The sequence below is a fragment of the Frondihabitans sp. PhB188 genome (assembly GCF_003752365.1).
GTDB lineage: Bacteria > Actinomycetota > Actinomycetes > Actinomycetales > Microbacteriaceae > Frondihabitans.
Map to the genome: position 1 here is coordinate 621,137 of NZ_RJUO01000001.1, position 22,227 is coordinate 643,363.

Below are 22,227 nucleotides of genomic sequence, written 5' to 3' on the forward strand. Positions count from 1 at the left end.
GGAGCGCATCGCACTGGCGACGCCGCGGACCCAAGGATCTAGATTAGCGAGTCCGGCACGCCGGAGGCGCCGAGGGCGGTCAGCAGGGCGCGGGCCTTGATCGCGACCTCGGCCAGCTCGTCGGCCGGGTCGGACTCGTTCGTGATCCCGCCGCCGACGCCGACGCCGGCCTCGCCGGTGGGGAGGTCGAGCACGATCGACCGGATCACGACGGCCAGATCGACCGTGCCGTCGAATCCGAACCGCCCCGCGACCCCCGAGTAGAGTCCGCGAGGCCCGGCCTCCAGCCCCGCCAGGATCCGCACCACGCTGTGCTTCGGCGCCCCGGTCATCGACCCCGGCGGGAACGTCGCCCGCAGCACGTCGATGCCGGTGAGCCCGGGCCGCACCACGGCCGTCACCGTGCTGACGAGCTGGTGCACGTGCTCGAAGCCCTCGACGGCGAACAGCGACGACACGGCGACGTGCTCGGGCCGCGACACCCGCGAGAGGTCGTTGCGCATGAGGTCGACGATCATCAGGTTCTCGGCGCGCTCCTTGCGGTTCGACGCGAGTTCCTGCGCCCGGGCCTCGTCGAGTCGCGAATCGGCCGAGCGCTCGCGAGTGCCCTTGATCGGCGACGTCGAGACCCGGCCCTCGGCATCGATGCGCAGGAACTCCTCGGGACTCGCCCCCAGCACGGCCGTCTCGCCGAGCCTGATGAACGACGCCCTCGGCGCCGGAGACGACCGCCGCAGCCGCGCGTAGAGGTCGAGGTCGCTCTCGCCGGTCACGACGGAGGCGCTCGTCGTCAGGCAGATGACGAAGGCGTCGCCGCGGTCGATCGCGGCCAGGCAGCCGGCGATCAGGTCGAGGTAGCGGGCGTCGTCGTCGGCCCACGCTGCTGTCGCTCCCGGCGCAGGAACGGCCTTCTGCCGCGGCTCCCGCCCGGGCCACCAGTTCCGCAGAGCCTCGCCGAGCTCCGGCTCAGCGCCCCGCTCCACCAGCTCGACGAGGCCCGTGCCGTGGTCGAACACGAGCGCGCGGTCCACCTCCAGCAGGAGCAGGTCGGGCCGCACCGGGTCGCCGAGAGTCCCGGCCCAGGTCGCGTCGCCGGGCGCGAGCAGCTCGGCCGAGACGCCGTAGCCGACGACGCCCCACCAGCCGAGCGGGTCGGCGTCGGGATCGTCGTCGCGGAGGGAGGCGTCGACGCGGGCCAGGGCCGCCTCGACGTCGCCGGGCACCGCGGCGCGGGCGTCGAGGCGTCGGCGCCCCCAGCCGACCAGCGAGCGCGCCGGATGACCGGGTGACGGAGCCGCGCCCTCGGCGTCCGCGGCCGCGCCGGCGTCGATCCAGACGACGTCGCCCTCCGCCCCGAACGCGCGGACGACCGCCTCGGGCGTCACCCACCCGGCGAGCGGGGTTCGGGTCGGAGGCTGCCGCATAGGGTTGATTCTATGAACGACGCACCCCCCACCTCGCTGCTCGTGGCGGACTCCCTCCTCGTCGACGGCGGGCTGGCGCTGGCGGCCGGGGTGCACCGGTCGCGGTTCGTCGACTCGGTGCGGGCGCAGGCGCCCGACCTCGGCGATGCGGCGGGAGCGTTCTGGGATCGGGCGGTGCGGGGAGTTCCTGCGACCGGGTCCTGGTTTCCGCGGATCACCCTCGACACCTCAGGGGCCTTCGGCGTCTCGCTGCGGTCGGCTCCCGCTCGGACTACCTCGCTGAGACTGCACTCCGCGCGCGTCGATCCGCGGACGACCCCCCTGATCAAAGGCCCGGACCTCGCTCGCCTCGACGCCCTGCGCCAGGAGGCCGTGCGGGCCGGAGCCGACGAGGCCGTCATTGTCTCGCCCGAGGGACTCGTCGTCGAGGGCGGCTACTCGTCGATCGCGTGGTGGCGAGGCGATGCGCTCTGCGTGGTCGACGACACGCTCGAGCGGCTGCCCGGGGTGACGGAGAACTCGCTCGTGACCATCGCGACGGCGTTCGGCGTCACCGTGCTGCGGGAGCTCGTCGAGCCGGACGACCTCGCCGACCACGAGGTGTGGAGCCTCGGATCGCTGCACGGGCCCCGGATCGCCACCTCGTGGGTAGGCGGGCCGACGGTCGCCGAGCAGCCCGGGCGCCTGCGGCTGTGGCGGGCGCGGCTGGACGCCCTCAGGCGGTCCGTCCACTCGCACTAGCTTTGTCACCGGTACTCGATATATTGGGCGCATGCCTCATGCCGATCGCACGTTCGAGACCATCCGCGTCAGCGGAGCCCGCGAGCACAACCTGAGAGACATCAGCGTCGCCATCCCGAAGCGGCAGCTGACCGTCTTCACGGGCGTCTCGGGGTCGGGCAAGAGCTCCCTCGTGTTCGGCACCATCGCGGCTGAGTCGCAGCGGCTGATCAACGAGACCTACAGCGCGTTCGTCCAGGGGTTCATGCCGACGCTGGCCCGTCCCGAGGTCGACGTGCTCGAGGGGCTCACCACCGTCATCATCGTCGACCAGCAGCGCATGGGCTCCGACCCGAGGTCGACGGTGGGCACGGCGACCGACGCCAACGCCATGCTGCGGATCCTCTTCAGCCGGCTCGGCTCGCCCCGAGTGGGCTCCCCCAACGCCTTCTCGTTCAACGTGTCGTCGGTGCGCGGCTCGGGCACCCTCACGGTTCAGAAGGGCGGCGCCTCGAAGGACATCCCGGCGAACTTCTCGCGCAACGGCGGCATGTGCCCGCGCTGCGAGGGCCGGGGGTCGGTCAGCGACATGGACTTCACCGAGCTCTACGACGACTCGAAGTCGCTGATCGACGGCGCCGTCCGAGTGCCGGGCTACACCGGCGACGGCTGGATGATGCGCGTCTACATCGAGTCGGGCTTCCTCGACGGCGCGAAGCCGATCCGCGACTACACCGAGGTCGAGCTGAACGACTTCCTCTACCGCGAGCCGACCAAGGTCAAGATCAACGGCATCAACCTCACCTACGAGGGGCTGGTGCCCAAGCTCCAGAGGTCGATGCTGTCGAAGGACCGCGAGTCGATGCAGCCGCACATCCGCGCCTTCGTCGACCGGGCCGTGACCTTCACCTCCTGCCCCGACTGCGGTGGCACCCGGCTGAACGAGGCCGCGCGCTCGTCGCTCATCGACGGCATCAGCATCGCCGACGCCTGCTCGATGCAGATCAGCGACCTCGCCGAGTGGGTCCACGCGCTGGAGGAGCCGTCGGTCGCCCCGCTGCTCCAGTCGCTGCGGCAGGTGCTGCACTCGTTCGTCGAGATCGGACTCGGCTACCTCTCGCTCGACCGCGCCACCGGCACGCTGTCGGGCGGCGAGGCCCAGCGCGTGAAGATGGTCCGCCACCTCGGCTCGGCGCTCACCGACATCACCTACGTCTTCGACGAGCCGACCACCGGCCTGCATCCGCACGACATCCAGCGGATGAACGAGCTCCTCCTGCGACTGCGCGACAAGGGCAACACGGTACTGGTCGTCGAGCACAAGCCCGAGACCATCGCGATCGCCGACCATGTCGTCGACCTCGGGCCGGGTGCCGGCGCGAACGGCGGCACGGTGTGCTTCGAGGGCACGGTCGACGGCCTGCGCGGCGCCGACACGGTGACCGGCCGGCACCTCGACGACCGGGCGGCGCTCAAGTCGACGGTCCGAACGCCGACGGGGTCGATCGCGGTGCGCGGAGCCACCACGCACAACCTCCAGGGCGTCGACGTCGACGTGCCGCTCGGAGTGCTGACCGTTGTGACGGGCGTCGCGGGCTCGGGCAAGAGCTCGCTGATCCATGGCTCGGTATCCGTGGGCGACGACGTCATCTCGGTCGACCAGAGCCCCATCCGCGGATCCCGCCGCAGCAACCCGGCGACCTACTCCGGGCTCCTCGAGCCGATCCGCAAGGCGTTCGCCAAGGCCAACGGCGTCAAGCCGGCCCTCTTCAGCTCGAACTCGGAAGGGGCCTGCCCGACCTGCGGCGGCGCCGGCGTGATCTACACCGACCTGGGCATCATGGCGACGGTCTCGACCGTCTGCGACGACTGCGAGGGCAGACGGTTCGACTCGTCCGTGCTCAAATACACCCTCGGGGGTCGCGACATCTCCGAGGTGCTGGCCATGTCGGTCGCGGACGCCGAGGAGTTCTTCGCCGCCGGTGCGGCGAAGACGCCGGCGGCCCACGCGATCCTGCGCCGGCTCGCCGACGTCGGGCTCGGCTACCTCACCATCGGCCAGCCGCTGACCACGCTCTCGGGAGGAGAGCGGCAGCGCCTCAAGCTCGCGGTGCACATGGGCGAGAAGGGCAGCGTGCTCGTGCTCGACGAGCCCACCACGGGCCTTCACCTCGCTGACGTGCAGCAGTTGCTCGCGCTGCTCGACCGCCTGGTCGACTCGGGCAGGTCGGTCATCGTCATCGAGCACCACCAGGCCGTGATGGCCCACGCCGACCGCATCATCGACGTCGGGCCGGGCGCCGGCCACGACGGAGGGCGCATCGTCTTCGAGGGCACGCCCGCCGAGCTCGTCGCCGACCGGTCGACGCTCACGGGGCAGCACCTCGCCACCTACGTCGGGGCGTAGCGCGCTGCCGCCGCCGCGCGGTCCGGACCACGTCGAGAGTGCGCTCTTCGTCGCCAGCGGCACCGATATCGACACAGTGCGCACTCTCGGCGACGGGCCGAGAGGGCCGACACGGAGCCGGCTAGGCGAACCGCCCGCCGACGAGGCGCAGCCGCCGCGTCACCAGCGCTGACGGAACCGGCACGTGCGAGATGAGCACGACGGTGGTCCCGTCGGCCTCGGCGGCCCGCAGCAGGTCGGCGAGCAGGGCGTCCGCCAGGTCGGGGTCGACCCCGGCGGCGGGTTCGTCGAGAACCAGCACCGGGAACCCGCGCAGCAGCGCCCGGGCCAGCGCGAGCCGCTGCGCCTGGCCGCCCGAGATGAGCGCGCCGCGTTCACCGGGACGCGCGTCGAGCCCGCCGCGCGACTCGAGCCACTCGCCGAGGCCGACCCGGGCGAGCACGGCCTCCAGCTCGGCGTCGGTCGAGGTGTCGCGCGCGAACAGCAAATTCTGCCGCACGTTCTCGTCGAACACGTACGGGGTCTGCTCCAGGAGCCCGACGGTGGCGCGCGCGTCGGCCGGCCGCACCGACCGGGCATCGACCCCGCCGATCTCGTACGAGCCGGAGTAGTCCACGAACCTCACGAGCACCGAGGCCAGGGTCGACTTGCCGGCGCCGCTGGGCCCCTCGACGACGATCCGCTCCCCCACGGCGACCTCGAGGTCGAGACCTGGGAGCGCAGGAACTCCCGCCCCCGGCCACGTCGCTGCCACCCCGCTGAGGCGCAGGGCGACCGCTCCCGGCCCACCCAGCCCGAGGGGCTCGGGAGCCGCGGCGTCGTCGGAGTCGTCGTCGAGCACCACGCCGGCGGGCACCTCGGCCGGCGCCGCCGTGTCGACGCGTGCGGCGCTGGCGCGGACCTTGCGCCAGGCGAGCACCGCGACGGGCACGGCGCCGACGACCTCGAAGACGGCGAGCGGCACGAGGGCGACGAGGGCGAGCTCCGGGCCGAGCAGGCCGTGCCCGACGGTCGGGGCGGCGGCGGCGATCGCGCCCAGCACGGTGGCTCCGGAGACGAGTGCGATGAGGGCGGTGACCACGCCGGAGGTGGAGGCACGCGTGAGCGCCACGGTCCGGAGCCGCGAGTCGAGGTCCGTCATCCTCTGGAGCTGGGCATCGACGGCGTCGAACGCGACAAGCACATCGAGGTTCTGGACCGTGTCGAGGATCGCGGCCGAGAGGTCGCCTCGGAGCCCGGCGAGGTCGCGTTCGCTACGGCGGGCGAGCACGGTGGCGACGAGGCAGCCGACGCCGAACGCGATGACGAGTCCGGCGAGGAGCACGACCCCGGCCGCCGGCGAGAAGACGAGCACGGCGACGACCGCGGCCAGCGCCGACAGGCCCGAGATGACGAGGGGCTGCACGACGCGCAGCGGCAGATCCTGGAGGGCGTCGACGTCCGACACGACACGGCTCAGCAGGTCGCCGCGCGACGTGCGGCCGAGCCCGGCCGGAGCCACCCGCACGAGCCGTCGGTAGAGCGTCGTGCGCACGGTCGCGAGCTGCCGGAAGGCGGCGTCGTGGCTGAGGAGGCGTTCCAGATACCGGAAGACCGCGCGGGTGAGCGAGAACAGCCGCACCGACACGATGGCGATCGACAGGTAGAGGATCGGCGGCTGCTCGGCGGCGCGCGTGATCAGGTAGGCGCTGGTGGCGAGGAGGGCGACGCCGCTGAGCGCGCTGAGGGCTCCCGCCGCGAGTCCGCGCCAGCTGCGCGACAGCGGCGGCTGCGCGGTCCGGATGATCGAGTCGGTCATGCGCTCACCCCGGCGGTCCGCCCCTGCTCGACCAGTCCCGCGGAGGTGAGCGTGAGCACCCGGTCGGCGGCCGCGGCCACCGCCGGTCGGTGCGTGACGACCAGCACGGCGACGCCGCTCGCCGCGACCGACCTCAGGCCGGCGACCAGGAGAAGCTCCGTCTCGGAGTCGAGCGCCGACGTCGGCTCGTCGACGAGGAGCAGTCGGGCGCCGAGCTGACGCACCCGGTAGATCGCCCGCGCGAGAGCCACCCGCTGCGCCTGGCCGCCCGAGAGACCCGCACCGCCGGCGTCGATCACGGCGTCGAGGTCGACGTCGGAGCCTGCCGCGGTGTCGAGGGCGGCGCGCACCGCGTCACGATCGAGAGCCGCGCCGAGCGCTACGTTCGAGGCCACCGTGCCCCTCATCAGGCCCGGCCTCTGGCCCGACCACGCGACATCGGCGGGCGAGGGCGCACCCGATGCAGCACCGGCCCACCGCACCGTGCCGTCGAATTCGACGGTGCCGAGCAGAGCCGCGACGAGGCTCGACTTGCCCACGCCGCTGGGGCCGGCGATCGCGGTGATCTCCCCGATCGGCACATCGAGGTCGACGCCGTCGAACACGCTCCGCCCCTCGTAGGCCACCGAGAGCCCGCGGACCTCGAGACCGACGGCGCCGACGGCGGAACCTGCCGACGGCACGGCCGAAGACGCCGGGGGCGCAGGAACTGCCCGCCCGCCGTTGGGCTCCTCCAGCACCGCGAAGACCTCCTCGGCCGCCGCCACGCCGTCCGCCGCCGCATGGAAGTGGGCGCCGACCTGGCGCAGCGGCAGGTAGGCCTCGGGCGTGAGCAGCAGGAGGAAGAGGCCGAGGGGCAGCAGCATCGATCCCTCGACCAGCCGGATGCCGATCGTGACGGCGACGATGGCGACCGACAGCGACGCCGCCATCTCGAGCGCGAAGCCCGAGAGGAAGGACACCTGCAGCACCTTCATCGTCTCGCGGCGGTACTCGTCGGTGATGTCGCCGATGCGTCGCACCTGACGCCGTTCGCGCCCGAAGACCTTGAGCGTGGAGAGGCCGCTCACGGCGTCGAGGAACGACGACGCGAGCTTCGCCAGGCGGTCCCACTGACGGGCCTGGGCCGACCGGGTGGTCCACCCGATGAGAACCATGAAGACGGGGATGAGCGGCAGGGTGACGACGACGATGATGCCCGACAGGAGATCCTGCGAGAACATCACGACGACCAGGATCGGCGTCGCCAGAGCCGTGAGGATCAGCTGGGGGACGTACTTCGCGAAGTAGTCGTCGAGGGCGTCGAGGCCGGGGCCCGTCAGCGTCGCGAGTCGCGCCGAGCCCGTCTTCGCCACCCAGCCGCCACCGCGCCGGACGACCGCGTCGACGACCTGGCCTCGGAGCTCGCTCTTGACCCGGACGGCCGTGCGCGTCGCCAGCGACTCCAGCCCCCAGATCAGCACCGACCGGACGACCACGGTGATGCCGATGCCGACGAGATAGCCGGGAAGGCGGTCGGCGTGGCCGTCGACGACCGACACCACGGCGCGCGAGACGAAGAACGCGAACGCGACGGTCGCGATGGTCTGGACGACGCCGAGGACGGCGCCCAGGCCGAGGAAGCCGCGCACGCTCCGGGCGTAGCGGAGGAGCCTCGGATCGAGGGGCTTCACGATGTCGGTGCCTTCACGATGTCGGTGCCTTCACGAGATCAGTGCGCCGAGGCGGTGACGACCGCCCGGGTGACCCGCTTGCGGAACATCCAGTAGGTGAACCCCTGGTAGAGCAGGATCAGCGGCACGAAGATCAACGAGATCCAGCTCATCAGCTGGAGCGTGTACGTGCCGCTCGCCGCGTTCTCGATGGTCATCGTGTTGGCCGGATCGTTCGTCGCGACGAGGACGTTCGGGAACAGCGTCGCGAACAGGCTGGCCACGACGGCGGTGATGGTCAGCGCCATGAAGCCGAACGCGACACCCTCGCGACCACGGAGGTTGGCGGTGAACGCGACGATCAGAGCGACGACCGCGACCGCGGCGAGGGCCGTCGAGACCGGCGTGCCGAACGCAACGACCGTGGCGACCAGGAACCCGCCGCCGACGACGACGGCGACGACGCCGACGCGGACCGCGAGGCGACGAGCGCGGAGCCGGATCTCGCCGTCGGTCTTCAGCGCGATGAAGAACGTGCCGTGCAGGAAGAACAGCAGCAGGGTGGCGAGGCCGCCGGCGATCGCGTACCAGTTGAAGAGGTCGCCGAGCGAGCCGATGTAGTCGAAGTTGCTGTCGAGGGCCATGCCGCGCACGATGTTGGCGAACACCACGCCCCAGAGGAACGCGGGGACGACCGACCCGATGAAGATCATCCGGTCGAAGTTGCGCTTCCACCTGTGGTCGGGCCGCTGGTGGCGGTACTCGAACGAGACGCCGCGCAGGATCAGCGCCAGCAGGATCATCAGCATGATCAGGTAGAAGCCGCTGAACACCGTCGCGTACCACTCCGGGAACGCGGCGAACATGGCGGCGCCGGCGACGATGACCCAGGTCTCGTTGAGATCCCAGACCGGGCCGATGGTGTTGATGAGGACCCGGCGGTCGGTGTCGTCGCGGCCGAGGAACGGCAGCGACATCCCGACGCCGAAGTCGAAGCCGTCGAGCACGAAGTAGCCGGTGAAGAACAGGCCGATGAGGAGGAACCAGAGGTCGGGCAGAGTCATGATCGCGCAGTCACTTTCTAGTACACCGTCGCCTCGTGGAGGAGCCTGCCCGTGGTCTCGTCGACCTTCGTGGGCGCTTCGGGGCCCTTCTGCGCCGCCCTGAGGATGAGCCGGAACTCGACGACGGCGAGCGTCGCGTAGATGGCGGTGAAGGCGACCAGCGAGATCAGGACCTCGACACCGGTGGTGCCCGGTGAGACGCCGTCGCTCGTCTTCAGCAGCCCGAACACCAGCCAGGGCTGCCGGCCCATCTCGGTGAAGACCCAGCCGATGACCATCGCGGCGAGCGGGAGCGGGAAGCTCCAGGTCGCGGCTCGCCAGACCCACCTGTTCGCGGGCATGCGGCCCTTGCGGGTGATCCAGAGGCCGACCGCCGAGATGAGGATGGCGATCATGCCGAGGCCCATCATCCAGCGGAAGGACCAGTACGTGACCCAGATGATCGGCGAGTAGTCGCCGGGGCCGTAGGCCGCGGTGTACTGAGCCTGCAGGTTGTTGATGCCCTCGACCGTGCCGTCGAAGGTGTGGGTCGACAGGAACGACAGGAGGTACGGCACCCGGATGCTGAAGAGCTCGTGCACGCCGTCGGGGGTGCCCAGCGTGAAGATCGAGAACGAGGCGTCGAAGCCCGTCGACGTCTTGTAGAGCGCCTCGGCCGAAGCCATCTTCATCGGCTGGGTCTCGACCATGGCGAGGCCGAGCTGGTCGCCCGAGAGGATGGTGAGAGCACCGGAGGCGATCATCATCCACATGCCGAAGCGGAGGGCCGGACGCATGGTGTCGAGGTTCTGGTTGCGGTGCAGGTGGTATGCGGCGACGGACACGATGACCGCGGCCGACACCATGAAGCAGGCGAACAGCGTGTGCGGGAAGGCGGCCAGCGCGACCTTGTTGGTCAGCACCGCCCAGATGTCGGTGAGCTCGGCGCGGCCCTTGGCCTTGTTGATCTCGAAGCCGACGGGGTGCTGCATGAACGAGTTCGCGCAGATGATGAAGTAGGCCGAGAGGATGCTGCCGATCGTGGCGCCCCAGATCGCCATGAGGTGGATGCGGGCGGAGACGCGGTCCCAGCCGAAGATCCAGACACCCAGGAACGTCGCCTCGAGGAAGAAGGCCAGCAGGCCCTCCAGGGCGAGAGGCGCGCCGAAGACGTCGCCGACGAAGCGGGAGTACTCCGACCAGTTCATTCCGAACTGGAACTCCTGGACGATGCCGGTGACGACGCCCATCGCGAAGTTGATCAGGAAGATCTTGCCGAAGAACTTCGTCAGCTGCAGGTAGTGGGCGCGGCCCGTGCGGTACCAGGCCGTCTGGAAGACGGCGACGGTGAAGCCCATGCCGATCGTCAGGGGGACGAACAGGAAGTGGTAGACGGTCGTCAGACCGAACTGCCAGCGGGACAGCAGGAGGGGATCGAGCAGTTCGTTCATGTCGTGCTCACGCGGTGGCGCATGTCGTGCTTCCTCGACCGATAGGGGTGGTGGGTCTCGCCTTCGGGACTTCCAGGACACTTCGACTCTAGGGCGCGGTTCGCGGCAGAACGGACCGTCGTACCTGCGAAGAACCTGATCACAGGCGGTATTGCTCGACGCCGAGACACCACGACCCGGGCCGTCGACGGCGCACGAACGAGAACGGCCTCCCCGACAGGTGTCGGGGAGGCCGTTCGTGTCGCGGGGCTGGGCTACTTGACGAGGCCCGTGTCGCTGAGGAACTTCTTGGCGATCACAGCGGCCGACGACTTGTCATCGACACTGGTCGTGTTGAGATCGATCAGCGCGGACTGCGTGAGCTTCGCGTTGACGTCCTCGATGATCCCGGCCGCCTTCGAGTCGACCTTGGAGTCGACCACGGGGATGACGTGCTGGGGCAGGATCATGTTCTCGGGGTCTTCCAGGCTGACGAAGTCGTTCGCCTTGATCGCCGGGCTGGCCGAGTAGATGTCGGCGAGCTGGACCTGGCCGTTCTTGAGCGCGGCGACGGTGTTCGCTCCGCCCGAGTCGGCGATGGCCTTCAGCGTCGCGGTCGCACCGTAGACGCTCTTCAGGCCGGTGATGCCGTAGGGGCGGGTCTGGAACTCGGCGTTGGCGCCGACGACGAGCTTGCCGGAGTAGTCCTTGAGGTCGGCGAGGCTCGTGATGTCGTTCTTCGTCGAGAAGTCCTTCGTCACGGTGTAGGTGTCCTGGTCGGTCGCCTCGGCGGCCTTGAGGGTCTTCAGGCCCGACGGAAGCGCGTCGGGGAGAGCCGACTCGATGTCGGACTCCGACTTGGCGGTCGTCTTGGCGTCGTAGTACTGCAGCAGGCTGCCGCTGTAGTCGGGGATCACGTCGATGGTCCCCTTCTCGAGCTCGGGCAGGTAGACGCTGCGCTGGCCGATGTTGAACTGGCGGTCGACCTTGAAGCCGGCGTTCTCGAGAGCCTGCGCGTATGCCTCCGCGATGATCTCGTTCGAGTAGTACTGCTGCGAGCCGATCACGATAGTGTCGCCCGAGGCGCTGGAATCCGATCCCGACTTGAGCGGATCGCCGGACGAGCACCCTGCCAGGGCGACCATAGCCCCGATCGCGACTGCGCCCACCAGGGCGAGTCGGCCTCTCTTCGCTGTGAACATCACTTGTTTCCTTCCTGGAGTGGAGAACCCACTACCGAGCGGGAGCGGGTTGCTCCCGACCGGTCGTTCTGAGGTCGTATCGCGCGGACACCCGCGGGCACGACGAGGCGCTGGATGATCGAGTAGACGATCTCCAGGACGACCGCCAAGGCGACGACGAGGATGGCGCCGACGAGGGTGGTCGGGTAGTCGTTGGTGCCGAGGCCGAGGAAGATGAAGCTTCCGAGCCCCTCGGCGCCGACGTAGTAGGCGAGGGTGGCCGTGGCGACGATCTGAAGCGTCGCCGACCGGAGTCCTCCGATGATCAGCGGCAGCCCGAGGGGCACCTCCACCTGGCGGAGGATCTGCCACTCGGTCATGCCCATGGCGCGGGCCGCGTCGATGGTCTTCCGGTCGACCGCCTCGAGGCCCGAGTAGGCACCCGCCAGGATCGACGGGATCGCCAGGATCACGAACGCGATGAGCGGCGCACGGAGGCCGATGCCGATCAAGACGGCCAGCAGTGTGATCACACCCAGCGTGGGCAGCGCCCTGGCTCCACCCGAGATCAGGACCGCCGCCTGGCGACCGCGGCCCGTGTGGCCGATGAGCAGGCCGATGGGGAGCGCGATCGCAGCCGAGATCACGAGCGCGAGGAGGGTGTACCAGAGGTGCTCGCCCAGGCGCGACCCGATCGGGTTCGCCTCCGACGCGCTCCAGTTGACCGGGTCGAGGATGAAGGCGAAAGCCGAGCCGAAGTAGTTCATGCGGTGGCCAGGACCCTTCGCGCGGCTCGTCGGCTGGGTGTCGCCGTCGCCCTGGTCCACGGCATGAGCGCGCGCCCGAGCAGCACGAGGAGCGCGTCGAGGATGAGGGCCATGACGACGACGAGGACGATGCCCGTCACGATCTCGGGGATGATCGCGCGCTGCAGTCCGTCGGTGAAGAGCAGGCCGAGCCCGTTGACGCCGAGCACGCCTCCGACGGTCACGAGGCTGACCGTGCTCACGACGACGACGCGCATGCCGGCGAGCAGGACCGGACCGGCCAGGGGGAAGTCGACCGACCAGAAGCGACCCCAGGGGCTGAACCCGACGGCGGTGGCCGACTGGCGGACATCCGGCTCGACCGCTTCGAGAGCGTCGGCCGTCGACCGGACCATCAGGGCCATGCCGTAGAGCGTGAGGACGACGATCACGTTGACGGGACTCCGGAGGCCCGTCCCGATGAACAGCGGCAGCACGATCAGGAGCGGCAGCGACGGGATCGCGTACAGCAGGCCGGCGACCGTGAGGAGGACGCCGCGCACGGGCCGGTACCGGTTGGCGACCCAGCCGAGCGGAACGCTCAGCACGAACGAGAGGATGATCGGCGGGATGCTGAGCTGCAGGTGGGCCAGTGCCGAGTCGCCCACGTACGAGGCGTTCTGGACGACCCAGTTCACGGCTGGGCCCGACCGCCGGCTGCCGGGACCGACCCGGTGAGCGTTCCGGCGGGCCGACCGTCGTCGTCGACGAGGATGGAGCCGGTGGCGGTCTCCTCGATGTGCAGCGCGCGCTTGCCGCGGTTCGCCCCGATGAAGTCGGCGACGAAGTCGTCGGCGGGGTCGGCGAGGATCTCGGCGGGCGAGCCGACCTGCGCGATGTGGCCGCCCTTCTTCAGGATCACGACCTGGTCGCCGAGGTAGAAGGCCTCGTCGATGTCGTGCGTGACGAAGACGACCGTCTTGTCGAGGTCGCGCTGAAGGCGGATCAGCTCCTCTTGGAGGTCGGAGCGCACCAGCGGGTCGACGGCTCCGAACGGCTCGTCCATCAGCAGGATGTTCGGGTCGACGGCGAGACCGCGGGCGACGCCCACACGCTGCTGCTGACCGCCCGAGAGCTGACTCGGGTAGCGGTCGGCGAAGGCGCGGTCGAGGCCGACGGTGTCCATCAGCTCGAGGGCCTGCAGGCGGGCCTCCCGCTTCTTGACGCCTTTGAGGAGCGGCACGGTCGCGATGTTGTCGACGACCTTGCGGTGCGGAAGGAGCCCGGAGTTCTGCATGACGTAGCCGATGCTGCGACGCAGGGCGACGGGCTCGAGCCCGCCGATGTCTTTGCCGTCGATCTGGATGCTGCCGGACGACGGGTCGACCATGCGGTTGATCATCCGGAGGATGGTGGTCTTGCCGCAACCGCTGGACCCGACGAAGACGGTGGTCTTCCGTGACGGGATCACGAGGCTGAAGTCTTCGACGGCTCGGGTTCCGTCGGGGTACTGCTTGGTGACCGAGCGGAACTCGATCATCGCTGTCGTTCAATCATTGCGGTGGCTCATTCCTCGTGGGCAACACGAATCGACACTTGCCAGGGCGTCAACTGAACCACAGATCATCGATAGGCGTTACACGGCTGTCGTTTACTGTCACGGAGTCGTAATGATTCGACCCACGGCGTCATTCAGGCCCCGGCGAGGTAACCCGTGACCACGGAACGGCATTCCTCGATGAAGCGCGAATCACCCTCGGGCGAGGCCTGGAACGCGCGGGCCAGGATCGCGCTGCCCATCTCGATCGCGACGTCGAGAGCGAAGTCGAGGTCGGCCGATCGCTCGACCGGGTAGCGGACGGCGAGGAGCGCCGACATCTGCTCGGCGAAGGGGCGACGCCCCTCGGTCTCGCCGGACGTGGAGTCGGCGACCTCGGCGTCGCCGAAGCGGATAGCGCGGAAGCCGGGCTCGGTGCGGTACATGTCGACCTGCGCGTCGATGGCGAAGTCGACGGCGTCGTGCCACTCCTGCGACCCGCTCTCGACGATGACCCCGTCGATGCGCTCCATGAGACGGCCGACGCAGCGGGCCGCGAGGGCCTCGACGACGGCGATGCGGTCGGGGAAGTAGCGGTAGACGGTGCCGATGGAGGCGCCGGCGCGCTCGGCCACCATGGCCGTCGTGAGGCGCTCGAAGCCGATCTCGTCGATGATCGCCGCCGCCGCATCGAGGAGGCCTGTCAGCCGAGCCGAGCTCCGCGCCTGGACCGGCTCGTTCCTGAGCAGTGATGATCCCCCGGGCAGTGCTTCATTGGTCTCGGTGACGAGCAATGGGTCTCCTTCAGTATGAGCGGCGCTTCTCGTGCGACCGGCGACGTCGCTGCTGTCGCTCGATGTCCGACGCATGCGCTTGACTTGTGGTCATGTGCGGAAGATTCGTGATGTCGCGCGCCTCGAGCGACCTGGTGGCCCTCTTCGACGTCGACGTGACGGGAGATACTCTTCCAGAGCCTTCCTGGAATATCGCTCCGACCGCGCCGGTGAGTCTGATCGTCGATGCCGCGCCTCGCGGCGAGGATGCCGGCGGGCCCCCGGTGCGCCGCCTGGCCTCCGCCCGGTGGGGGCTGATCCCGGCGTGGGCCGACGATCCGGCCGTCGGCGCCCGGGCGTTCAATGCCCGGGTCGAGACGGCGGCCGAGAAGCCGACGTTCCGCGACGCCGTCGTCTCGCGACGAGGCATCGTTCCGGCGTCGAGCTACTACGAGTGGACGACCGGCCCCGAGGGCGCGAAGGTGCCGATGTCGATCTCGCTGCCCGACGACGAGCTCATGCTGTTCGCCGCGCTCTACGAGTGGTGGCGCGACCCGAAGAAGGCTTCGGACGACCCGTCGCGCTGGGTGCTCAGCACCACGATCCTCACGCGCGACTCGACCGGACCGCTCCGGGGGGTCCACGACAGGATGCCGGTGTTCGTCGGCGCCGACATCATGGACGACTGGCTCGACCCGCACACCGAGGGCGACGGCGACCTGCTCGAAGGCATCGCCGGCGAGGCGGAGCAGCACGCCGCCCGCGTGCGCATCGAGCCGACGGACGGACCGCACGGGACGCCGCCGCCCACGGAGTGAGGGGGCGGGCATGCCACAATGAGGGCATGCCGGGTCACCGCAAAGCCTCTTCCGCGCCTCCCGCCGCGTTCGGGTCGAACGCGCAGGCGGTGGTCGCGCAGAGCGTCGAGCCGATGCTGCACCGAGCCGCGCGGATGGAAGACGCGATCCACGAGTTCCGCGAGCAGAACGCCCGCCGACGCGGCCTGATCCCGACCATCGTGCCGTACACCGGCTACGGCGCTCCCGGCTGGATCCGCGTGCTCTGCCGCGTGCTCCTGACCAAAGAGGGGGAGAAGCTGTCGACCGGGCACACCCACGTGCGCGGCTGGCGCAGCTTCACGAGCGTGCCGATCAACGAGGTCGTGGTCGACGCCGTGATCGACGGGGTCACGCACCACATGACCGCCGACCGCGGCGGGGTCGTCGACACGCGCATCGAGGTCGACCTCCAGCCGGGCTGGCACTCGATCGTGCTGCGCACCGAGGGATCGCTCGAGGTGCACGCGCCCGTCTTCGTGATCGACCCCGCCGTCAAGTTCGGCATCATCTCCGACATCGACGACACCGTCATGGTGACGGCCCTGCCCCGGCCGTTCCTCGCGGCCTGGAACACCTTCGTGCTCGACGAGCACGCGCGCCGACCCGTGCCCGGGATGGCGGTGCTCTACGAGCGCCTCCGTGCTTCGGCGCCCGGCACCCCCGTCATCTACGTGTCGACGGGCGCCTGGAACGTGGCGCCGACGCTCAACCGATTCCTGACCCGCAACTTCTACCCGCGGGGCCCGCTGCTGCTGACCGACTGGGGGCCGACGCACGACCGCTGGTTCCGCAGCGGCCGTCAGCACAAGTACCAGACCCTGCGGCGCATCGCCGCCGAGTTCCCCGAGATGAAGTGGCTGCTCGTCGGCGACGACGGCCAGCACGACGAGGACACCTACGGCAACTTCCTCGCGGAGCACCCGTCGAACGTCGCCGGCGTGGCCATCCGCCAGCTGTCGTCGACCGAGGCCGTCTTCGCCGGAGGCCGCTCGCGGGCCGAGGAGCACGAGCGCACCACGAAGACGCCGTGGATCTACGCGCCCGACGGTGCCGGCATCTGGGACCAGCTCGTCGAGAAGGGCATGGTCGGCGGGGCGTAGCGCTCTCGCCGTCGGCTTCGCACCACGCCCGCCGGGCCGCCGGGCCCGGCCGGTATCGTCGACGAGTGCTCCCCCGACCGACCCCGCGCCTGCGCTTCCGCGAGATGGGCGCCGCCGACCTCGACGCCATGGCCGGCCTGCTCGGCGACCCCCGCGTGATGGAGTTCTACCCGGCGCCGAAGACGCGCGACGAGGCCGCCGCGTGGATCGCCTGGAACCAGCGCAACTACGCCGAGCACGGCTACGGACTCTGGATCATCGAGACGCACGGCGGCGCCTTCGTCGGAGACTGCGGGCTGACGTGGCAGGACGTCGACGGGGTGCTCCGGCTCGAGGTCGGGTACCACGTGGGCACCGAGTTCCTGCGCCGGGGGCTCGCCACGGAGGCCGCGGGAGCGTGCCGCGATCTCGCGCGCGACGAGCTGGGGGCCGCGGAGCTGGTCGCCATCATCGATCCGGCGAACACGGCCTCGCGGCGGGTGGCCGAGAAGATCGGGCTGCGCGAGCTCGGGACGACGGGGTGGCGCACCGTGCTCGGCACGACCTTCGGCTGACCGGGGCCGCTGCGCACCACCATCGGGACTCGGCACCACGAGATCTCGCGGTGCGGAGTCCCGATCATGGGCTGCGGGGCGATGCGAGGCGGATCAGTGCGAGCCGGCGAGCATGTGCAGCACCCGGTCGTAGGCGCCGTCGACCTCGGCGAAGCGCAGCATCTTGACCCGCTCCACCATGACCTGCTTCTCGTCGGGCCGCGTGCTCAGGATCTCGAACACCTCGTCGAGGTACTCGTCGACCGGCATGGCCCGGCCGCTGGTGTCCTCGTCCTGACCGAGCAGCGTCGTCGCAACTGCCGGCGGGATCAGCTCGAGCACCTCGACGCCCGACTCGGCGAGCTGCAGGCGCAGGATCTCGGTGAACGAGTGCACCGCGGCCTTCGTGGCGTTGTAGGTCGGCGTCATCGCGAGCGGCACGAAGGCGAGTCCCGACGAGACGGTCATGAACGCGGCGTCGGGCCTGCCCTGCAAGAACTCGGTGAACGCCGCGACGGTCCGGATCGTGCCGAGCAGGTTCGTGGTGATGGTCGCCTCGGCCGTCTCGAGGAAGCCCGCGGTCGTCAGGTCTTCGGGCTGCATGATGCCGGCCATCGTGATGACGACGTTGAGGTCGGGGTGGCTCGCGGTGATCGTCTCGAACCCGTTCTGAATGGACGCAGGAACTGCGACGTCCATCTCGAGGCCCGTGATCCCCGGGTTCTCCGCTTCGATCTCGGCCAGGAGCGCCGTGCGGCGTCCGGCCACGACGACGGTGTTGCCCGCCGCCGCGAAGCGCTGCGCGAGGCCCAGGCCGAGACCCGAGGTGCCGCCGGTGATGAGGATGGTGTTTCCAGTCGTTTTCATGTCTCCACTGTGGCGCCGCGCTCGGACGACGTGAAGGGAGCGGTCAGCCGGGGATTCGCAGTCCGTCCCTTCTCACGGCTCGGGGCTTCTGGTCGCGGGGTCGCGAATGTCGGAGGCGCGACGTAGAGTTCGAACATACTTTCGAACAGAGCCAGAGGGGCCAGCATGCGGATCGACGCGCAGCGGATCGACGAGCGGATCGCCGTCGAGACCACCGACGAGGGCACGCCCCTCCGATTCACCTGGCGGCGGGTCGTCTACGGCGTGGTGAGCGCACCCGAGGTGTGGATCACCCGGCAGGCCTGGTGGCGCAGCGCGACGCGGGCCCCGCGCGGCTCCGGCAGCGAGCTGCTCGAGATGCACGTCTGGCGCGTCGACGCGCTGCCGCTCACCGACGGCGCGCACCGGGTCGACGGCACGTTCGACCTCGCGCGAGACCCGATCAGCCGCGAGTGGCTGCTGCTCGGGGTGTTCGACGACCAGATCGACCAGCAGCTGTTCGCATGAGCCGGCCCGCCTCAGCATGCCACGGCGGGCTTTCATGGCATCGGCTGATTGGATGAGCGCATGCCCCTAGCGATCGAAGACTACGCACTGATCGGCGACTGCCACACGGCCGCCCTCGTCGGCCGGAACGGCAGCATCGACTGGCTCTGCCTGCCGCGCTTCGACTCCCCCTCCCTGTTCGCCGGCCTCCTCGGCGACGACGACAGCGGTCGCTGGCTGCTCGCGCCGGCCGACCCGACCGCGACCGCCACCCGACGCTACGTCGACGACACGTTCGTGCTCGTCACCCGCTGGTCGACGCCGACCGGCGAGGTCGAGGTCACCGACCTCATGCCGTACGGCGACCGCCGAGCCGACCTGGTGCGCCGCGTGCGGGGCCTCTCGGGCACCGTCACGATGACCGAAGACCTCCGCATCCGCTTCGGCTACACGACGGCGATCCCGTGGATCCGGCAGCTCGACGACGACACCCCGCCCGACGACCCGTCCATGCCGCACGAGGCCGAGGCCGCCGGCCGAGGCACGCTCGTCGCCGTCGCCGGGCCCGACGCGGTCGTCGTCCGCGGGCCGAGGCTCACGGCCAGCGACCACGCCCACCGCGCCGCCTTCGACGTGACGGCCGGCGACACCGTCGACCTCGTGATGACCTGGTACCCGTCGTACCGCGAGCCGCCGGCGCCGATCGACGTGTCGGCCAGCATCGACACGACGATCGACTGGTGGCGCGACTGGGCGTCGCACTCCGAGGCGCCCGAGGCGTACGGCGAGGCGGTCCGTCGCTCGCTCCTGATCCTGCGCGCCCTGACCCACGAAGACACCAGCGGCATCGTGGCCGCGGCCACGACGAGCCTCCCCGAGCAGTTCGGCGGCGGCCGCAACTGGGACTACCGCTACGTCTGGCTCCGCGACGCCTCGATGACGCTGCAGGCGCTGTTCTCGCACGGCTACGCCGACGAGGCGATGGGCTGGCGCGGCTGGCTGCTCCGCGCCATCGCGGGCGATCCCGACGACGTCCAGATCATGTACGGCCTCGGCGGCGAGCGGTACCTCGCCGAGACCACCCTCGACGAGCTGCCCGGCTACCAGGGCGCCTCGCCCGTCCGCATCGGCAACGGCGCCTACACGCAGTATCAGGGTGACGTGTTCGGCGAGGTGATGGTCGCACTCCACGAGGCCCGCCAGCTCGGCAGCGAGGAGACCTACGACTCGTGGGCGCTCCAGCGCGCGCTGATCCAGCACGTCGAGGAGAACTGGTCGAAGCCCGACAACGGCATCTGGGAGATTCGAGGGCCCGAGCAGCACTTCACTCACTCGCGCGTCATGCTCTGGGCCGCCATCGACCGGGCCGTCCGAGGCGCGCAGGAGTTTCACCTCGACGGTCCCGTCGAGCGGTGGCTCGCCCTGCGCGAGAAGATCCGCGACGAGATCGAGACCAACGGCTACGACGCGGAGCGCGGGTGCTACGTGCAGTACTACGGGTCGCACGAGGTCGACGCCTCCCTGCTGCAGCTGTCGCAGGTGGGCTACGTCGATGCGCACGATCCGCGCATGCTCGGCACCGTGAAGGCGATCGAGCACGACCTCCTGCACGACGGCCTGCTGCTGCGCTACCGCACGCAGTCGGGTGTCGACGGGCTGTCCGGCACCGAGAACCCGTTCCTCGCCTGCTCGTTCTGGCTCGTCGAGCAGTACGCCCGCAGCGGCCGGCTCGACGACGCGACCGCGCTGATGGACCGCCTCGTCGGGTTCCGCAACGACGTCGGGATGCTCTCCGAAGAGATCGAGGTCGCGACGGGGCGCCACGTCGGCAACACCCCGCAGGCGCTGTCGCACCTGGCGCTGGTGCGCGCGGCCGACGCCATCCAGACGGCGATCGAGCATTCGCGCGGCGGCGAGGCGCGGCGGGCGCGGGCCTAGCCCGGCTGCCGCCGACCCTGGCGGCCGGACACCCCGGATCGGCCGATACGCCGCACCGCGGACAGGCATCCGGGCCGGACCACGGAGTCTGCGCCGAACCCGCGGGTCCGGGCCGCCCCGCCCCTGGTCCCGGCACGACGAAGCCCCGCCGAACCAGGTTCGGCGGGGCTTCGCGAGCGGGTGGCTACGCCTCTTTCGAGGTGGTCCAGTGGGCCGGACCAGCCGACCCGGCGGGGTACTTGTCGAGCGGAACCTCGCCCGACTCCCAGGCATCGACGACCGGCGCGACGATCGCCCAGCACCGCTCGGCCACGTCGCCGCGGATGGAGAGGGTGGGGTCATCGTGGAAGATGCCCGAGAGCACCTCGCCGTAGGGAGTCAGCTCGGGCTTGCCCAGGTCGGTCGACAGGGTCGACTTCTCGAGGTGGAACGGGTTGCCCTGACCGTTGGTCGTGACTCCGAGCTCGATGGTCTCGGGGCTGATCTCGATCTTGAGCGTGTCGGGCGACGACGAGCCCTGGAGCCCCTCGGGCAGCGCCGGCACCGGCTTGAAGGTGATCAGCACCTCCTTGCGGACCTTGGTCATCCCCTTGCCGGAGCGCAGGATGAACGGCACGCCGGCCCACCGACGGGTCTTGATCTCGAATTCGACCTCGGCGAGCGTCTCGGTCTCGCGGGAGTTGTCGACGCCGTCCTCGTCGGAGTACGCGGGGACGTCTTTACCCGAGATCGTGCCGGCCGCGTACTGGCCGCGACGGCTGTTGGCGACGGGGTCTCCGTCTTTCACCCAGGTGGCGCGCAGGACGCGGGCGATCTCGCTGCGGAGCTCGACGGCGTCGATCGACGACGGGGCGTCCATCGCGATGACGGCGAGCACCTGCAGGAGGTGGCTCTGGATCATGTCGACGAGAGCGCCGGCCTTGTCGTAGTACTGGGCGCGACCCTCGAGGCCGAGGACCTCGTCGTAGAAGATCTCGACCTTCTCGATGTTGTCGCTGTTCCAGACCGGCTCGAAGAGGCGGTTGGCGAAGCGCAGGCCGATCATGTTCAGCACGGTCGAGCGGCCGAGGAAGTGGTCGGTGCGGTGGATGCGCTCCTCCGGGATCACCTTGAGGAGCTCCTCGTTCAGCTCGCGAGCACCCTGCTCGTCGCTGCCGAAGGGCTTCTCGAGGGCCAGCCGGAGGCCGTCGGGCACGTCGATCTCCTCGAGGGCCTTGATGACCTTCGTCGAGATGGCCGGCGGGAGCGCGAAGTACATGACCGGCTCGCCCTCGGAGGCCGCGAAGAGCTTCTTCAGGTGCTCGGGGTCGGTCGGGTCGCCCTGGATGTACTCGCTCGAGGCGAGGGTCTTCTTGGCGAGCTCCGAGCCGGCATCGCCGTTGAAGGCCGTCTTGACGACGTCGTCCCATTCTTCGGGGCTGCGCTCGCTGCGGCCGGTGCCGATCAGCTTCACGTCGACGCCGCGGTCGCTCTTGAGCAGGCTCGCGAGGCCGGGGAGGAGGAGGCGCTCGGTGAGGTCACCGGAAGCGCCGAGGATGATGAGGGTGCTCGTCTCCGCCATCAGACGGTCTGCTCGGAGTGAGTCGCGGCGCTGGAAGGCGCAGTGCGGGTGGTCATGGACTTCCTTTCGAGGTGAACCTAGCTGTGGTCCACGTGGCTCAACACACCGGACCGGCAGGCATTCCCATGAGGTTCGAGGATGCGAGAGAAGGGGCACGGGCGCGAGTGGCCACGATGCCACCATCAACCGTAC

General features: G+C 70.1%; 19 protein-coding genes. 7 read left to right on the forward strand and 12 right to left on the reverse strand.

Annotated features, from left to right (window positions below):
* Window positions 1-38: 38 nt before the first annotated feature.
* Complete coding sequence (locus EDF46_RS02905) at window positions 39-1,424, reverse strand: anthranilate synthase component I family protein (RefSeq protein WP_123504759.1); 1,386 nt, start codon at window positions 1,422-1,424, stop codon at window positions 39-41.
* Between the two features lie 12 nt (window positions 1,425-1,436).
* Between EDF46_RS02905 and EDF46_RS02910 the strand changes: the two genes are divergently transcribed.
* Together EDF46_RS02910 and EDF46_RS02915 are read left to right on the forward strand one after the other, a co-directional pair.
* The gene (locus tag EDF46_RS02910; RefSeq protein WP_123504760.1) at window positions 1,437-2,165 is read left to right on the forward strand and encodes an aminotransferase class IV; all 729 of its coding nucleotides are present in this window, start codon (window positions 1,437-1,439) and stop codon (window positions 2,163-2,165) included.
* A gap of 31 nt (window positions 2,166-2,196) precedes the next feature.
* Window positions 2,197-4,551 carry an excinuclease ABC subunit UvrA gene (locus tag EDF46_RS02915; RefSeq protein ID WP_123504761.1) on the forward strand — a complete coding sequence of 785 codons (2,355 nt, stop codon included), beginning with the start codon at window positions 2,197-2,199 and terminating at the stop codon, window positions 4,549-4,551.
* Window positions 4,552-4,672: 121 nt separating this feature from the next.
* On the opposite strand, the gene cydC is transcribed toward EDF46_RS02915, so the two are convergent.
* From cydC to EDF46_RS02960, 9 genes are all read right to left on the reverse strand, one after another.
* On the reverse strand, window positions 4,673-6,349 hold the full coding sequence (gene cydC, locus EDF46_RS02920; RefSeq protein ID WP_123504762.1) for a thiol reductant ABC exporter subunit CydC: 1,677 nt from the start codon (window positions 6,347-6,349) through the stop codon (window positions 4,673-4,675).
* On the reverse strand, window positions 6,346-8,022 hold the full coding sequence (cydD, locus tag EDF46_RS02925; RefSeq protein WP_123504763.1) for a thiol reductant ABC exporter subunit CydD: 1,677 nt from the start codon (window positions 8,020-8,022) through the stop codon (window positions 6,346-6,348). Before cydD ends, cydC begins: the two co-directional genes overlap by 4 nt.
* Window positions 8,023-8,060: 38 nt before the next feature.
* Window positions 8,061-9,065, reverse strand: a complete 1,005-nt coding sequence (gene cydB, locus EDF46_RS02930; RefSeq protein ID WP_123504764.1) for a cytochrome d ubiquinol oxidase subunit II — start codon at window positions 9,063-9,065, stop codon at window positions 8,061-8,063.
* A 17-nt stretch (window positions 9,066-9,082) separates the two neighbouring features.
* Window positions 9,083-10,495 (reverse strand): cytochrome ubiquinol oxidase subunit I, encoded by a 1,413-nt coding sequence (locus EDF46_RS02935; protein WP_123504765.1) that lies wholly within the window; start codon window positions 10,493-10,495, stop codon window positions 9,083-9,085.
* 254 nt (window positions 10,496-10,749) lie between these two features.
* The gene (locus EDF46_RS02940) at window positions 10,750-11,676 is read right to left on the reverse strand and encodes an ABC transporter substrate-binding protein (protein ID WP_123504766.1); all 927 of its coding nucleotides are present in this window, start codon (window positions 11,674-11,676) and stop codon (window positions 10,750-10,752) included.
* Entirely contained in the window at window positions 11,676-12,482 is an 807-nt protein-coding gene (locus EDF46_RS02945) for an ABC transporter permease (protein ID WP_233579773.1), read from the reverse strand. Before EDF46_RS02945 ends, EDF46_RS02940 begins: the two co-directional genes overlap by 1 nt.
* Window positions 12,419-13,099 (reverse strand): ABC transporter permease, encoded by a 681-nt coding sequence (locus EDF46_RS02950; protein ID WP_123504767.1) that lies wholly within the window; start codon window positions 13,097-13,099, stop codon window positions 12,419-12,421. Before EDF46_RS02950 ends, EDF46_RS02945 begins: the two co-directional genes overlap by 64 nt.
* Window positions 13,096-13,941 (reverse strand): ABC transporter ATP-binding protein, encoded by an 846-nt coding sequence (locus EDF46_RS02955; protein WP_123504768.1) that lies wholly within the window; start codon window positions 13,939-13,941, stop codon window positions 13,096-13,098. The genes EDF46_RS02950 and EDF46_RS02955 overlap by 4 nt, the downstream gene beginning before the upstream one ends.
* A 152-nt stretch (window positions 13,942-14,093) precedes the next feature.
* Window positions 14,094-14,732, reverse strand: coding sequence for a TetR/AcrR family transcriptional regulator (locus EDF46_RS02960; RefSeq protein ID WP_233579775.1), 639 nt, complete (start codon window positions 14,730-14,732; stop codon window positions 14,094-14,096).
* A gap of 92 nt (window positions 14,733-14,824) precedes the next feature.
* Here EDF46_RS02960 and EDF46_RS02965 point away from each other — a divergent pair, with 92 nt between their 5' ends.
* The 3 genes from EDF46_RS02965 (at window position 14,825) to EDF46_RS02975 (ending at window position 17,204) form a co-directional block, all read left to right on the forward strand.
* Window positions 14,825-15,529, forward strand: coding sequence for an SOS response-associated peptidase (locus EDF46_RS02965; RefSeq protein ID WP_123504770.1), 705 nt, complete (start codon window positions 14,825-14,827; stop codon window positions 15,527-15,529).
* 113 nt (window positions 15,530-15,642) lie between these two features.
* The gene (locus EDF46_RS02970; RefSeq protein ID WP_123505170.1) at window positions 15,643-16,650 is read left to right on the forward strand and encodes an App1 family protein; all 1,008 of its coding nucleotides are present in this window, start codon (window positions 15,643-15,645) and stop codon (window positions 16,648-16,650) included.
* Between the two features lie 65 nt (window positions 16,651-16,715).
* Window positions 16,716-17,204 carry a GNAT family N-acetyltransferase gene (locus EDF46_RS02975; RefSeq protein WP_123504771.1) on the forward strand — a complete coding sequence of 163 codons (489 nt, stop codon included), beginning with the start codon at window positions 16,716-16,718 and terminating at the stop codon, window positions 17,202-17,204.
* Window positions 17,205-17,297: 93 nt separating this feature from the next.
* Here the strand turns inward: EDF46_RS02975 and EDF46_RS02980 are convergent, their stop codons facing one another.
* Entirely contained in the window at window positions 17,298-18,050 is a 753-nt protein-coding gene (locus tag EDF46_RS02980) for an SDR family oxidoreductase (RefSeq protein ID WP_123504772.1), read from the reverse strand.
* Between the two features lie 165 nt (window positions 18,051-18,215).
* Between EDF46_RS02980 and EDF46_RS02985 the strand changes: the two genes are divergently transcribed.
* Entirely contained in the window at window positions 18,216-18,557 is a 342-nt protein-coding gene (locus tag EDF46_RS02985) for a DUF6504 family protein (RefSeq protein WP_123504773.1), read from the forward strand.
* Between the two features lie 60 nt (window positions 18,558-18,617).
* Window positions 18,618-20,474: a glycoside hydrolase family 15 protein gene (locus EDF46_RS02990; RefSeq protein ID WP_123504774.1), complete on the forward strand. Its 1,857-nt coding sequence runs from the start codon at window positions 18,618-18,620 to the stop codon at window positions 20,472-20,474.
* A 184-nt stretch (window positions 20,475-20,658) separates the two neighbouring features.
* Here the strand turns inward: EDF46_RS02990 and EDF46_RS02995 are convergent, their stop codons facing one another.
* Complete coding sequence (locus EDF46_RS02995; RefSeq protein WP_199738176.1) at window positions 20,659-22,035, reverse strand: glucose-6-phosphate dehydrogenase; 1,377 nt, start codon at window positions 22,033-22,035, stop codon at window positions 20,659-20,661.
* Window positions 22,036-22,227 lie beyond the last annotated feature (192 nt).